Here is a 14616-nt window from a genome sequence, read left to right as displayed (position 1 = left end):
TATACAACTTTATTACAATAGCATAGATATCAAAAGGGATAAAACGTATATTTACGACACATATCTTAAAATAATATGACTTATGAAACCCTTTAAAGTAGTTGCTTTTGATGCAGATGATACCCTATGGGTAAATGAACCTTACTTTAATGATGCAGAGAAACAATTCTGTGTCTTAATGGAGGATTACCTAACACACCAAAGTATCTCACAGATATTATTCAAAACTCAAATAGATAACCTACCTCTTTATGGGTATGGGATTAAAGGCTTTACCTTATCCATGATAGAAGCTGCAGAGATAATATCTAAAGGCACTGTAAGTCACAAAGTAATAACTAGAATTATCTCTATTGGGAAAGATCTATTAACTAAACCAGTCGAGCTTATAGATGAAGTAGAAGATGTTTTGAAAGAACTTAAAGGAAAATATAAACTAGTAGTCGCTACTAAGGGTGATCTTAAAGATCAACACAGAAAGCTTCACAAATCAGGCTTAGGCTCTTACTTCCATCACATCGAAGTAATGACCGACAAAGAAGAACTAGATTATCAGAAGCTCCTAGGACGCCTTGATATCAAACCTGAAGAGTTTATCATGATAGGTAACTCACTAAGATCGGATGTTCTTCCTGTACTAGAATTAGGGGGGCACGCAGTACACGTCCCTTTTCACACAACTTGGCTGCACGAGCATATAGATCACGAGATTGTGCATCCTAACTTCACGGCTATCACTAAACTGTCTGAAATAAGAGGTATACTATTATAACCTTAAATCTGCAACTACCATTTACTACGAATAAATTCTACTTTACATAGCTTCAATTAGCTCCAAAACCACACCACAGTACGCTTTAATCTAATATCGTTCTATTTTGTATAATTCATTCTCGTTTAAACGTTATCTCCAGATTTAAGGTATAACGAAAAGAGGCTGTCTAATCAGACAGCCTCTTTTCTCTTACACTTATAAAATAATCTATTCACTTAGAATCTATATCCCACGAAGACATTAAAGCTTTGGTTATATATCTTTAAGTCATTCCCACCTGCATTCTCTTCTAATCCAAATGTATTAGAGTTGTCAAAAATACTAGCAAACCCTCTGCTATAACTTGCTCCTACTAAGAACCCACAGTCAAACTGATACTCTGCACCAGCTACTATCCCATAGTCCATCTTTTGTAAGTACTGTCCATCTTCTTGATCATCATCAATGCTACCGAAGATACCGTGATCTTTATACTTATTGCCCTCTTCATCTACTGCTGTAAGTGAAGAATACACTAACATATTCACATACGGACCTGCATATACTTGTAATCCGCCAGTCTTAAACACTGCACTGATAGGATTAAGACGAATACTATTCATCTGAAGTTTTGCATCTAATGTTACATCATCTTCTAACTCTCTATCAAAACGACCTCCATACTGCTGGTAAAACAACTCATGTTTTAAACCGAAGTGTTTACTTAAACTATTATCTACACTTACTCCTACGAAGAAATTATTGCGTTTACTTATTTTACCATCTATCGCTAGATACTCTAGGTCATCACCTTTAAGCGTAGACTGTATCCAACCTCCTTTTACACTAAAAGTAGTATTTCCTTTTAAATCGTGATTGACATCTTGTGCTAATGCAGTACCACATACTACTATCACTGAACAAACACTTAATATTAAGTTTCTCATACTTCTATTTCTTAAAAATCAATATCCCAAATACCCACTGCATTCTCTAACTCTACTAACGATGATGCATAACCAAATAAAGTTTCTGCATATGCTAATTGTGTTTCGTTATAAGTACGTTGAGCATCTAATACTTCTAATAAACTACTAGCCCCTCTTTGGTAACTATACTTAATTCCCTCAAACACTTGTTTTGCCTCATCTAACATCCCTTTCTCAAATCGGTTGATTTGCTTTTGTTTCGTTAGATAGTTTCTATATGCTTGAGTAATCTCTTTCTCTAGTTCTAACTCTATTAGATCGTACTCTAAGTGAGCTTGACGTTCTTCATAAAGAGCCGTTTTTAATCCTGCTTCTTTTCGATTAGAGAACTTAAGAGGCACAGAGAATCCTGCTTTCACTACAGTGTTTCCAGGTGTTGGAGCAATGGCATTCTTTACAAATGAATTGTTCTCTACACCGAAATTAAGTCCTAAGTCTATAACTCGCTCTGCCTTAGCTAAAGTCACTTGCTTACTAGCTACTACTTTATTCTGTCTAGCCACTAAGAAGTCAGCTCTATTATTTTGCGCTGTAGTGATTAACTCTTCCAGATTAAATAGTCTATCGAACTTATTAAACTCTCCTTTTGGCAAATAGATAGTATCATTGCGTTGTGTACTAATGATATTTCTAATCTCTATCAAGCTATTTTCCCAAGTATCATTGGCATCCTGAAGCTCATTATACATAGACTTAGCTTCTAAGTTACTTTGTATAGCATCTACTTTACTAATCTGACCTAGATTATATCGGATACTATCAGACTTCGCTACTTGTCTCATAGACTCATAAGAATCTTTGTGTATATCATATAGCATCTTATTTTGCATTGATTCTAAAAACAAGATAGTCGACTCTGCACGTAGCGTTTGGAAGAACTCTTGAAGCTCTAATTCAGCTAATACCTTTTGATCTGCTGCTAAGTTCTTTCTAGCTTTACGCTTTCCTCCTAATTCTAGATCCCATGATAACTCCGCCTCAAAACCATATCCCATCTGCATACGCTTCTGTTGGTTATCAAACCAACCAAAACTAAGCTCCGGATCAGGGAATACTTTAGCAGCCTGTACCTCAGCTTCCGCAATATCTATATTGTATTTAGCGGCAGCATAACCTAAGTTATTCATTGACATCTTATGAAGAAATTCTTTATATGTCAACACCGTTTTACCATCAACTTCCTCTGTATGGAGCTGTGCGAACACAACCCCATTACAGAATACAGATAATAATCCTACTAGTATATATTTTTTAATAACATTCATATCCAATACTAATTTTCTTCGTCCATTTCACTCTTTACAAAATCGTTGTCATTACCCCATTTGCGTTCTACCATATAATATAAAGCAGGCAATACAAACAGTGTTAGTACAGTCGCAAATAACAGTCCATATACAATAACTGTTGCTAATGGTCTCTGAACATCAGAACCTATTCCAGTCGCTAATGATGCAGGGAATAAACCTAACACAGCTACTGTCGCAGTCATTAGTACGGGTCTAAATCGCTGTTCTGCTCCTGTAAGCACAGCATCTTTAAGTGCTGTTCCCTTTCGACGGAGATCATTGATATGGGATATCATAATCACCCCATTCTGTATCGCAACTCCAAATAAGGCAATAAAGCCTACTGCAGAAGATACGTTTAATGACATTCCTCTAATATTCAAGGCTAACATACCTCCGAATAAAGCTAATGGAACAACAATCATCAGTAATCCAGCTTGTCTAAACTGTCCGAATGCACCATACAATAACACAAACATTAAACACAATGTCAATGGAACAATAACTGCTAGACGGCTATAAGCTCTATTTTGATTCTCAAACTGTCCTCCCCATTCGATGTGAAACTTCTCGTGATCATAAGATATATCACTTTCTATCTTTTGTTGTGCTTCTTTTAATAATGACGCTAAGTCTCTATTACGCACATTTAACTTTACAGTTAGGTGACGTCTATTCATCTCACGAGTGATCGTACTCTCTCCTGTACTGGTCTTCACATCAGCTACCTGAGATAACGGAATCTTAGCACCTGTACTAGATGTCAACATTAAGTTGGCTATCTTCTCAGGAGTATTTCTACTCTCTTCTGTATATCTAGCACTAATATCATAAACCTTATTACCAATGAATATTTGTGAGATAGCCTTACCACCAATTGCTACTTCGATAAGCTCTGCTACGTCAGATACATTAAGTCCATATTGGGCAATCTTGTCTCTATTAGCGTGTATCTGTAACTGTGGTAATGGTGGCTCTTGATCGATAGCTAAATCCACTGCTCCATCTACTGTACGCAGTGTACCTAATACTTCATTAGCTATACGTCTAGTCTCGTGAAAATCTTCTCCATACACTTTAACTACTAGCTCACTATGTGCACCCGATATCTTATCCATAACCCCATCGATCATCGGCTGTGCAAATCCTACTGTAAATCCTGGTATAGATTCATATTCCGCAGCTAACTCTTCGATTAAGTCATCTTTAGTCTTACCTCTAGGCCATTCTTTATATGGCTTAATACCTACCGAGCATTCGAAATGTGATGGAGTGAATGGGTCAGTACCATCGTCATTACGACCTGACTGAACCATAATATAGGTTACCTCATCATACTTCATAGTTCTCGCACGTAACGTATCACTCATCTCTTTTGATTTCTCTAGTGATATACCAGGAGGTAGCGTCACTTGAAGCCAGATAGAACCTTCATCTAAAGGGGGTAAGAAGTCTTTACCTACCTTCATTGACAACCCTACTGTTATCGCTAAAACAACTAAAAGTGGAATGAATACTTGCTTTGGTTTATTAACTATTTTGATAATTCTGTTGTGGTATAGACTAGTTAGCTTCTCTAACCACTTGTTGTGGTATATCTTTCTAGGTTTTCTATACACCGCATACGCAAGACCTGGTATCAATATCAAGGCTACTAATAATGCACCTATCAAAGCATATCCTACTGTAAATGCCATTGGCGTAAACAGCTTCTTCTCTACACGTTCAAATGCAAATAAGGGTAAATATGCTGTAATGATAATCAAGGTTGCAAAGAAGATAGGCTTTGCCACCTCTTTCGTTCTTTGTGCAATAGACTTTTCTTTTAACTCTTCCTCAGGATTGTCCTCCCTCTTCTTTAATATGGACTCCATCATCACAATGGCTCCGTCCACGATAATACCGAAGTCTATAGCTCCTAATGAAAGTAAGTTAGCTGGTATATCTGTAAAGTGCATCATAATAAATGCAAACAATAACGAAATAGGAATAGTAATAGCAACCAACAACGCACCCCTCCAGTTACCTAAGAATACAATTAATACAATGATTACTAAGCTAATCCCTTCTATTAATGTCCACGATACAGTATGTAAAGTCGTATCTACTAAATCTGTACGATCTAGAAATGTATGTATTCTAACTCCTTCTGGTAATATTCCATTGTTTAGTTCATCAACATATTTGTGTATTTTCTCTAATACTACAGATGGATTCTCGTGTTTTAGTAACAAAACAATTCCTTCTATACTATCAGAATAATCTCTTTCTCTATCTGTAAACCCTAGAACACCTTTGCGCTCTACGTTACCATACTTTAATCGACCTAAATCATTTAAGAATACTGGTATACCATCCTCTGCTTTCACTACGATCTTACCTAGATCCTCAAGGTCTTTAATCAACCCGATACCTCTCACTACATAACCTAAGTCTCCTCTAGTAAGAACGCTACCTCCTGCATTAACGTTATTCTCTTCAATTGTTTCTGTCACATCACTAAGCGACAGTCCATATTGTTCTAATTTATGTGGATCTAACTCGATTTGAAACTGAGTAGTAATCCCTCCGAAGTTAGTCACCTCAGCTACCCCTGGCACTTGATTAAGTTTAGGAATAATCACGAAGTTCTGTAAGTCTGTCAATTCTCTTAGACTGTATCCATCCCCTTCTATGATATATCTGTACACCTCTCCGATAGGCGAAGTAAGTGGATCTAACTCTGGTGCTGCATCGTATGGTAACTCTACATCATTTAATCGCTCTTGGATACGTTGACGAGCGAAGTAGTCATCTACTCCATCAGCAAACACGATAGTGATCATAGACAGTCCGAACGTACTGTTACTACGCATTACGTGCATCCCTGGCATTCCATTTAAGGCGCGTTCTATCGGTATGGTAATCTGTAATTCTATTTCTTCTGCTGCCAGTCCTGGCACTTGAGTTACTACCTGTGAAGTAACATCTGCAATGTCTGGATATGCTTCAATTGATAATTGTTTCCAAGAATAATATCCAAATATACATAGCAAAGCGAACAACGCTGCTACAAGCCATCTTTTGTGAATAGCTGTATCTATTATACCTTTCTTCATTGTATTGTTGTTAATGATTAAAGAGCTTGTGGTAAGTAAATACCTCCCTCACTCACTACTTCATCAGTTCTATCTAATCCTGATAGGATTACAGTCTTCTCTCCAGAGACTCCACCGATAACTACACTTTTCTTTTTGTACTTATTCTCACCTGCTTTGACGAATACGAATGAAGTATCTTCTCCTTGTAACACCGCTCGCGATGGTATCAAAATTACTTGTTGTGGTTGATCAATAAAACGCACGTTCACATACATGCCTGGCTTAAGGATTCTTTTATCATTATCTACCTCGATAAGGACATCTATACTACGGGTCTCCTCATCCACAAAATCGTTAATATGATAGATTGTCCCAGTAAGTGGAGCATCTGGATATGCTGCTAACTCTACTTGTACTTTATTAAGTTTCTCTAAATGCTTAATATCTTTCTCCTTGATTTTACCAACTATCCAGATCTTACCTAGTGAAGCAATCTTAATTACTGGCTCAGCTTCATCACTGATAAACTGTCCGATAACCAAGTTATTCTCTAATATCTCTCCAGCTATAGGAGAGCGCACTGTTAGAGCCTGACCTAATACTAATGATCTAGCATCTACGCTATATATCTTAAGTGCTGCGATAGCATTATCATAAGACGCTTTGGCAATAGAATATTCTGTTTGTGACTCTTCAAACTCTTGTCTAACTCCTACGCCATTAGCTAATAAGTCTTCCTGACGCTTTAGGTTAAGAGCCGCTTGTTTAAACTCTTGTTTGGAATCAAAATATCCCTTTTGAGCCTCAAAGTAATCTGGCGATGACACATCAAATAACGGTGTATTCTCACTTACTTTCTGTCCTAATTTGATATATGATTTAACTATTCTTCCTGAGAAAGGAGATGCAATTTCTGCATAATGGTTGGGAATAGCCTTAACTATCCCTGCAGTAACTAGATCAAAAGTAAAGTCTTCTTCAGACACCTTACTCGTTTTTATTCTGTCCTTTAGATTAGAGTTTTCAGTTAAAGAGACTATATGATTCTCCACTGTGAACTGTGCACTATCTGTAGATTGTTCTTTCTTTTCAGAACAATAGCTTAATAATACGCTAACTCCTAAAATACCTGCTAGTTTTAATGTTTTAGCCATTATGTATATATTTTTATTACTAATTCTTATTACTTGTCTATTAGGTTTAACTTAAATTCCTTTAAAGTTACCTAATTTAATACATCTTATACATTTTTTTATAATGATTTAATATAACAATCATTATCCTTCTGCTGATAAATCACATCTCCAACGAAGTTTTCGCATCCTTATCTAAATAATTTATGTTAATAAATACAATAACCATGCTAGAAAAATCACATCCTAATCTAATCTCTAGCCAAACTCCTCTTATCTATTCTAGGTTAAAGAATTTAGTCGCTAAAGCGAAGTAAATCAGTAAACCAGTAATATCTACTATTGTCGTAATAGCAGGACTAGCTGCTACTGCAGGATCACCCTTAAATCGGCGAACTATAATTGGCAGTAAAGCCCCTATAACGGTAGAGGTTATAATTTGAAGAGACAAAGCCAAGGCTATAACCCCACCTATCGAAACTAAAGAATAATCTATAGGAATCTCTGTTCCATAATTTAGAAACACAACAATAGCAAAAGCTACAAGTCCTAAAAAAACAGAAAGCATTAAGGCTATTCTAGTCTCTTTCCACAACACCTTAAGCCAGGACTGTATCGTTATCTGACCAAGCGCTAGTGATCTTATCACGACTGTTGCCGACTGACTTCCTGCATTACCTCCTGTAGAAGCGACCATTGGCATATATAAAGCTAAGATCATTAATTGCATCAATGTTGCTTCATAGCTGTATATTATCATACCAGCACCTATTCCTATTACAGCTAATGTGACTAACCAAAATACTCTTTTCTTAAAATGGCCAAATATCGACGTCTGGTTATAATCTAATTCTTCATTATTGCTAATTATCCCCATGAATCGCTCCATATCTTCAGTATGCTCAGCCTGTATCACGTCTAATGCCTCATCATGAGTCACTATCCCTACGAGCTGTTTCTTATCATTAATAATCGGCAGGGCTACTAATTGATATTTGTCTATTTTCTTAGCGACAGATTCACTTGTATCACTAAGGTATCCGAATACAAACTCTGTGTGTAACTCATCTTCTACTAATACATCTGGCTCTGCTATAATCAAATCCTTCAACGTAATAAAACCAACTAATGTCTTGTCCTCATTTACAACATATACATAGTAAATTGTCTTTTTAGAAGGCGAGTCTTTACGCACTTGCTGTATTGCTTCAAAACAGGTCATACTCTTAGATACTGTAGCAAAGTCAGTAATCATAATTCCTCCTGCTGTATCTGCTGGGTAAGAACTCAATGATAGTACGTTCTCCTTGATATTCTTATTTAAATAAGGCAATAGATCAACTTGTTCTTGCTGCGTCATCAATTGAAATAGATCGGCTCTAGCATCTGATGGCATCTCTTCGAATATTCTAGCGAATAACTTCTTACTCACTCTCTGAAAGAACCCCAGCTGCTTCACTAACGGAAACTCTGCAAAAATCTCTCCTTGTTCTTCTTTTGTAAACTCATTAAACACAAGAACCAAATCATCATTAGCTACTCTGCCAAGTATTTCACTAATATCTATTACAGGCATTTTCTTTATCACAGGCATCATCATCGTTATCTTATCCATACTACTCATATCGATAGCTATCTTCTGTAGATTTTTTAAATCTCTATTTTGCATTTTCATACCTCTCAAATTTTAAAAATTAATAAGAAGTAAGCTCCCATGTTACTTCTGATACCCCATATTCCAAAGACACCTTACTAGTAATCTGCTCTAAAACATCATCTTTCTTTCCCATAGCTAGTATCTCAAATTTGAGATAAGAAAAAGCAGGATTACCATTATCTGTACTCTTTAAAGAACGCAATTGCAAATCTTTCTGAGAACGTAAATTCTCTAATACCATCACTCTGATGTGATTTTCTACTTGTTCTTTACATCCCACAATAATTTCATAATGCGCCTCCGCTGAGTCGGCTTCCGTTTCAAACGAAAGCTTATTTATGATAGCCCCTAATGGTCTTAATGATAAATGAGCTACTAAGATTAATATTGCCATTGCCATTGCTTCCATCCATAACCCTACAGCACACATAGATCCAACTGATGCAGAACACCAAATCGTAGCAGCTGTATTCAACCCACGGATACTAAATCCGTCTTTCATAATTACACCCGCACCTAAAAATCCAATTCCACTCACTACATAAGAGGCTACTCTACCTACAGCTTCATCGCCGATAGTGTATGCCATTAAGACAAATCCTGCTGCTCCGATACTTACTAAAGTATTCGTTCTTAAGCCTGCACTTTTTTGTCTTACTTGTCTTTCTGCTCCGATTAATGCACCTAATATAAAGGCAAGCACTAATCTTCCTATAAATACTGAAATTAACATAATAACTATTTTTTGCTCTTCCTGAGCTACATTGTTATTATGTACTTTCAGAAAGAAGGTTTAACATTCTCGTTCTACTAAACTGGACTCTGTCTCCATCTCTTATTATTTTTTTGACTTGGCAAAAGTAGGTATTACACGTCCTAGAGGCTATTAGAAAGCTTTTAGAAAAAAATTAGAATCCTATTAGAATATCCACACATAGTGTCCCAAAAGCAATAAAATCATCACTCTGCTTGACATTATTTCGTTTTAAGCCAGAATCAGCGATAGACATATAAATGAAAAGTAATTATACAAAATAGGTCTGAATTAGTGAGTAAAGCATAGTATGGTTTACTCACTAATGAAAGAGATATGAAGGAGAATTGCTTTGTAGAATTTGGCTAATGCGAATCTGGGTTTAAGTTCACTTGATTGCCTAATGATACAGATATGATAGGCTAGTGATGGGCTATTTTTGGTACTTATAAGCCGACCAAATGCCCATCACTAGCCGACCACATGCCGACCAACCCTATCCAAAAAGGAAAAAAAAGACATTCAACAAGATTAAAACTCCTTCTAATTTCTAATAATAATGAGAAACAACACCACAAAAAAAAGCACCCCTACTAGGAGTGCTCTCTACTATTATTTGGTTGTACTATAAGGTTATAGCAAACTCTGTACCTTTATTTATCTCTGAAGTGACTGTAATAGTACCTTTATGTAAGTCAATAACTTTCTTGGTCAATGAGAGTCCGATACCATTCCCTTCTAAGTGTTTTCCATTCTCACCTCTAAAGAATGGTTTAAAGATCCCATCCAGATCCTCAGTACTCATTCCTAATCCTTCATCTGCTATCTTAATCACTACAGCATTATTCAGATTAGAAATACTCACCTTACCATGATGATTATCGGAGTACTTACATGCATTCTCTAGTAAGTTAATAATCGCTACTTCGAGTAAATAAGGGTTTGCTCGTACCGTCACTAGTTCTTCGCTGTCTATCTCTTCATCTATCATAAAGCTGAAAGTATATCCAGCATTGCCTCTCTGTATCTTCTGACAGGCATCTAATATCACCTCATCTATTCTAGTAGGTTTGAATACAATTTCGGTAGGATCATAACTCGCCTTTGCAAAGTCTAATAAACTATTCGATAGCCGAACCAACTTCTTAGCATCGGATAGAGCATTCTCTATCGTTCTGATATAACTAGCTGTGTTCTGCTCCTTAGACAGTGATAATTCTAACTCTGCAATCACGGCTGCTAATGGAGTGCGTAGCTCATGTGAAATATTCGACACGAACTGCTTCTGCGAATCAAAAGACTGCTCTAGTCGGTCTAACATCGTATTAAATGTATTCCCTAAACGGCTTAATTCGTCTTGATTTAGATCTGTGCTTACACGCAAATCTAAATTAGTAGCCGTGATATTATTAATTTCTTCATTCATAAGTTTCAATGGGCGTAAAACACGCTCTGCAAAGAAACTACCGACAAAATAAATAACAATTAAAGATATTATACTCAACACTAAAATAGTCAAAAATAAATTATGCAATTTTGTATAACCATATTGATCAAGAGCAATAGCTGTAATTACATAATCTTTATCACCACTATTATACACAATACCTATCACTTGCCAATCGTCTTGAAATAGATGAACACGTCCCTGGGAAGCAATTTGATCAATCATTTCTTTGGTTTCTTTCACACTATCAACTTCTTCGGCATCATGATATAATAAATTAAAATCATAATCGTACACTGCAATCTGTACTTCATTAATCACCTCATTATTATACTTGTATATCTTGTGGAGAGTAGAAGACTTTATCTCTGTTTCCAAGTATAATTTTGCTTTAGTAATTGCTTCTTTCTCTAACTCCTCAAAAAATTCAACTTCCCTATTCTTAGACGATGACCAATACACTACTACAGCAAATACTAATAATATAGATGCCACTAGTAACGTAAACAATAAGGTAAGTCTAGTCTTAATTCTCATTACTCTTCAGTATGAATCCCATACCTGACTTGGTATGAATAACTTTGTTTAAAGGATCTGTCTCTATCTTCTTACGCAGATAGTTAATATATACATCTATAAAATTTGTTCCAGTATCGAAATGTGTATCCCATACTTTCTCCGAAATCTCTGTACGAGACAGTACACGCTCAGGATTTTCCATCATGTATTGAAGAAGGTTAAACTCTTTAGGGGTCAAGTGTATCTCTATATCACCTCGCTTAAAGACCTTTTCTTTCAGGTCTAAGGCTAAATCAGAATATTTTAATACCGTCACATCCGCCAAATTACTATTTTCAAATCGCTTTAACAAAGCTCTGATACGTACATAAAGCTCTCTAAGTTCAAAAGGTTTGACTAGATAATCATCTGCACCTGCATCGAATCCTTCCACTTTATCATCTGTAGTTCCAAGTGCAGTAAGCATAATAATAGGTGTTTGAGGAAGTGTTTCTTTAATCACTTTACATAAATCTATTCCGTTTATCTTAGGCAAGATTACATCCGTTATGATTAAATCATATTTCTTCTGTAATGCTAATTTCTTTCCTAAATATCCGTCATAAGCAAGATCTACTTCGAAATTCTGTTCTTCTAAACTACGCTGAAGCAGCTCAGCCACACGGACATCGTCTTCAATAACTAATATCTTATCCACTCTATTAATGATTTAATTACCTTGAGCCAAGGTACTGATTTTTTAAAAAAGACAACAACCTATGGCGAATAACTAACTTTATCAACTAACTACCAAAAAAAAGTCGCTCAGTATCTACAAGGATATTGAGCGACAACAGAAATAATAAAACTTTACTTACTGCCTAGAAAAACTAATTCTGAAACAGCAATTTCGGTAACATAGCGCTGATTACCTTCTTTGTCTTCAAAACTACGATTAACTAATTTACCTTCAACAGCAACCTCCTTCCCTTTATCAACAAACTTTTCAACAATATCCGCAAGTTTTCCCCAAACAGTAATATTATGCCAATCACAGGCCTCAACCCGTTCTCCAGCATCATTATAATATACATCATTAATGGCTATAGAAAAAGAGGCTCTCTTTTTTTAGAGTCATACACTTTTATAACAGGAGCTTGACCAACTCTTCCTATCAATTGTACTTTGTTTTTTAACGAACTCATAAGTCTTGTTTTTAATAGTTAATAAATTGTTACAGATAAATCTATTCCCTAAACACAACATCAAAAACAACTCCATATTTTAACATTTATTTGAATATTAAACCAAGATTTCGATTTACTTTGTTTTCTTTTATTCGTAAATTGCAAACAAAAAACTCATTATGGAAGCTACTATTAATAAAGTAGAATTAAGAAACCTATTGATTGATGACTATTTAGAGTTAAAGAAATCAATGCTCGAATCTTATCAAGAATTAGAAGATCAGTACTGGAATAAGGAAGAAATAGAACAATTATTAGAAGTGTTTCCTGAGGGGCAATTAGTAGTACTCGTAGACGGTGTAGTAGTGGGATCAGCCTTATCACTTATCATCGATGAAAAACAAGCGATGGGTGCCCATACTTATGAACAAATTACTGGTTACTCTACTTTTAGCACACATAATCCAGAAGGAAATGTACTGTATGGTATAGACGTTTTTATCCATCCTAAATATAGAGGACTGCGATTAGGAAGAAGGCTATATGATGCACGTAAAGAAATGTGTGAACAACTAAACCTAAAATCAATAGTATTCGCTGGACGTATTCCTAAGTATTCAAAATATGCTGATGAACTAACTCCTAAGCAATATCTAGACAAGGTTAGGATGAAAGAAATTCACGACCCTGTGATGTCATTCCAAATGGCAAATGACTTTCACATGGTGCGTTTAATGCGTCATTATCTAGAAGGAGATACTAGTTCTAAAGAATATGCTGTTCTTCTAGAATGGAACAACATATATTATGAAAAAGACGTACAGTTAATCAATGCTAAAAAAAGCGTTATAAGATTAGGTCTTATACAGTGGCAAATGAGACCACTTAACGATTTGCAAGAATTTTTTGACCAAGCCGAATTCTTTATTAATGCAGTATCAGACTATGAAAGTGATTTCGCTATGTTTCCCGAGTTGTTTACCGCTCCTCTGATGGCAGACTATAATCACTTATCAGAAGCTGATGCTATTCGTGAGTTGGCAAGGTACACAGACTCTATTCGCAAAAAGTTTCAAGAATTTGCAATTTCTTATAATATAAATATCATTACAGGTAGCATGCCTTACATGGTAGATGGAACACTCTATAACGTTGGTTTTTTATGTAAACGAGATGGTACTTACGAAATGTATTCTAAAATACATATCACGCCAAATGAAGTTCACTACTGGGGAATGAAAGGAGGTTCTAAAATTCAGACCTTCGATACAGATTGTGGTAAAATAGGTATCATGATATGCTATGATGTAGAGTTTCCGGAACTTTCTAGATTACTAGCAGATCAAGGAATGGATATTCTATTCGTTCCGTTTTTGACAGATACCCAAAATGGATATACACGTGTAAGAAACTGTGCTGCCGCTAGAGCCATCGAAAATGAGTGTTATGTAGCTATAGCAGGATGTGTAGGTAACTTACCTAAAGTAAATAACATGGACATACAGTTTGCTCAAGCCGCTGTATTGACTCCTTCTGACTTTGCTTTCCCTACAAATGGAGTAAAAGCAGAAGCTACACCTAATACAGAGATGACACTTATAGTAGATGTTGATGTTGACTTACTTAAAGAGTTACATGAGCATGGTAGTGTGCGAATCAAAAAAGACAGACGTACTGATCTATATCAAACAAGAGCACTAAAATAATCTAAATCATATAAGTAGTGAGCATCCATATGGATGCTCACTTTTTTTATAATGAATATCTGCCGTAAAATACAAAATTCAGCGTATCCATATAAAAAATATTGAAACAATATTTATACTTT

10 protein-coding genes and 1 pseudogene are annotated in these 14616 nt (G+C 35.7%); 2 read left to right on the top strand and 9 right to left on the bottom strand.

The features are described from left to right. Nucleotides 1-82: 82 nt before the first annotated feature. Nucleotides 83-772 (top strand): HAD family hydrolase, encoded by a 690-nt coding sequence (locus LNQ81_RS06065; protein WP_229945259.1) that lies wholly within the window; start codon nt 83-85, stop codon nt 770-772. A 218-nt stretch (nt 773-990) separates the two neighbouring features. Here LNQ81_RS06065 and LNQ81_RS06060 read toward each other — a convergent pair whose 3' ends face one another. The 9 genes and pseudogenes from LNQ81_RS06060 to LNQ81_RS06020 all read right to left on the bottom strand — a co-directional run bounded on the left by LNQ81_RS06060 (nt 991) and on the right by LNQ81_RS06020 (nt 12806). Next, nucleotides 991-1701 (bottom strand): porin family protein, encoded by a 711-nt coding sequence (locus tag LNQ81_RS06060; RefSeq protein ID WP_229945258.1) that lies wholly within the window; start codon nt 1699-1701, stop codon nt 991-993. A gap of 11 nt (nt 1702-1712) precedes the next feature. Continuing rightward, entirely contained in the window at nt 1713-3008 is a 1296-nt protein-coding gene (locus tag LNQ81_RS06055) for a TolC family protein (RefSeq protein ID WP_229945257.1), read from the bottom strand. 8 nt (nt 3009-3016) lie between these two features. Further along, nucleotides 3017-6130, bottom strand: coding sequence for an efflux RND transporter permease subunit (locus tag LNQ81_RS06050; protein WP_229945256.1), 3114 nt, complete (start codon nt 6128-6130; stop codon nt 3017-3019). 17 nt (nt 6131-6147) lie between these two features. Further along, nucleotides 6148-7266, bottom strand: a complete 1119-nt coding sequence (locus LNQ81_RS06045) for an efflux RND transporter periplasmic adaptor subunit (protein WP_229945255.1) — start codon at nt 7264-7266, stop codon at nt 6148-6150. Between the two features lie 256 nt (nt 7267-7522). After that, the gene (gene mgtE / locus LNQ81_RS06040) at nt 7523-8920 is read right to left on the bottom strand and encodes a magnesium transporter (RefSeq protein WP_229945254.1); all 1398 of its coding nucleotides are present in this window, start codon (nt 8918-8920) and stop codon (nt 7523-7525) included. Nucleotides 8921-8939: 19 nt separating this feature from the next. Next, nucleotides 8940-9635: an MgtC/SapB family protein gene (locus LNQ81_RS06035; protein ID WP_229945253.1), complete on the bottom strand. Its 696-nt coding sequence runs from the start codon at nt 9633-9635 to the stop codon at nt 8940-8942. Between the two features lie 646 nt (nt 9636-10281). Then, nucleotides 10282-11640: a HAMP domain-containing sensor histidine kinase gene (locus tag LNQ81_RS06030; protein ID WP_229945252.1), complete on the bottom strand. Its 1359-nt coding sequence runs from the start codon at nt 11638-11640 to the stop codon at nt 10282-10284. Then, the gene (locus LNQ81_RS06025) at nt 11630-12319 is read right to left on the bottom strand and encodes a response regulator transcription factor (protein ID WP_229945251.1); all 690 of its coding nucleotides are present in this window, start codon (nt 12317-12319) and stop codon (nt 11630-11632) included. Before LNQ81_RS06025 ends, LNQ81_RS06030 begins: the two co-directional genes overlap by 11 nt. Nucleotides 12320-12471: 152 nt before the next feature. Further along, a pseudogene (locus tag LNQ81_RS06020) lies at nt 12472-12806 on the bottom strand (single-stranded DNA-binding protein). Between the two features lie 161 nt (nt 12807-12967). On the opposite strand from LNQ81_RS06020, the gene LNQ81_RS06015 reads away from it, so the two are divergent. Continuing rightward, entirely contained in the window at nt 12968-14494 is a 1527-nt protein-coding gene (locus LNQ81_RS06015; RefSeq protein ID WP_229945250.1) for a bifunctional GNAT family N-acetyltransferase/carbon-nitrogen hydrolase family protein, read from the top strand. The last annotated feature ends 122 nt before the right edge of the window (nt 14495-14616 follow it).

Origin of the sequence: Myroides oncorhynchi (genome assembly GCF_020905415.1) — a bacterium.
Taxonomy (GTDB): domain Bacteria; phylum Bacteroidota; class Bacteroidia; order Flavobacteriales; family Flavobacteriaceae; genus Flavobacterium; species Flavobacterium oncorhynchi_A.
The sequence above is the reverse complement of the archived record's forward strand: the minus strand, read 5'-3'. Positions and strand labels throughout refer to the sequence as shown.

Excerpts from the sequence above, each read along its gene's own strand:
- LNQ81_RS06045 (WP_229945255.1), bottom strand. The coding sequence starts at position 7,266 with ATGGCTAAAACATTAAAACTAGCAGGTATTTTAGGAGTTAGCGTATTA.
- LNQ81_RS06030 (WP_229945252.1), bottom strand. The coding sequence starts at position 11,640 with ATGAGAATTAAGACTAGACTTACCTTATTGTTTACGTTACTAGTGGCA.
- mgtE (WP_229945254.1), bottom strand. The coding sequence starts at position 8,920 with ATGAAAATGCAAAATAGAGATTTAAAAAATCTACAGAAGATAGCTATC.
- LNQ81_RS06035 (WP_229945253.1), bottom strand. The coding sequence starts at position 9,635 with ATGTTAATTTCAGTATTTATAGGAAGATTAGTGCTTGCCTTTATATTA.
- LNQ81_RS06060 (WP_229945258.1), bottom strand. The coding sequence starts at position 1,701 with ATGAGAAACTTAATATTAAGTGTTTGTTCAGTGATAGTAGTATGTGGT.
- LNQ81_RS06055 (WP_229945257.1), bottom strand. The coding sequence starts at position 3,008 with ATGAATGTTATTAAAAAATATATACTAGTAGGATTATTATCTGTATTC.
- LNQ81_RS06015 (WP_229945250.1), top strand. The coding sequence starts at position 12,968 with ATGGAAGCTACTATTAATAAAGTAGAATTAAGAAACCTATTGATTGAT.
- LNQ81_RS06050 (WP_229945256.1), bottom strand. The coding sequence starts at position 6,130 with ATGAAGAAAGGTATAATAGATACAGCTATTCACAAAAGATGGCTTGTA.
- LNQ81_RS06065 (WP_229945259.1), top strand. The coding sequence starts at position 83 with ATGAAACCCTTTAAAGTAGTTGCTTTTGATGCAGATGATACCCTATGG.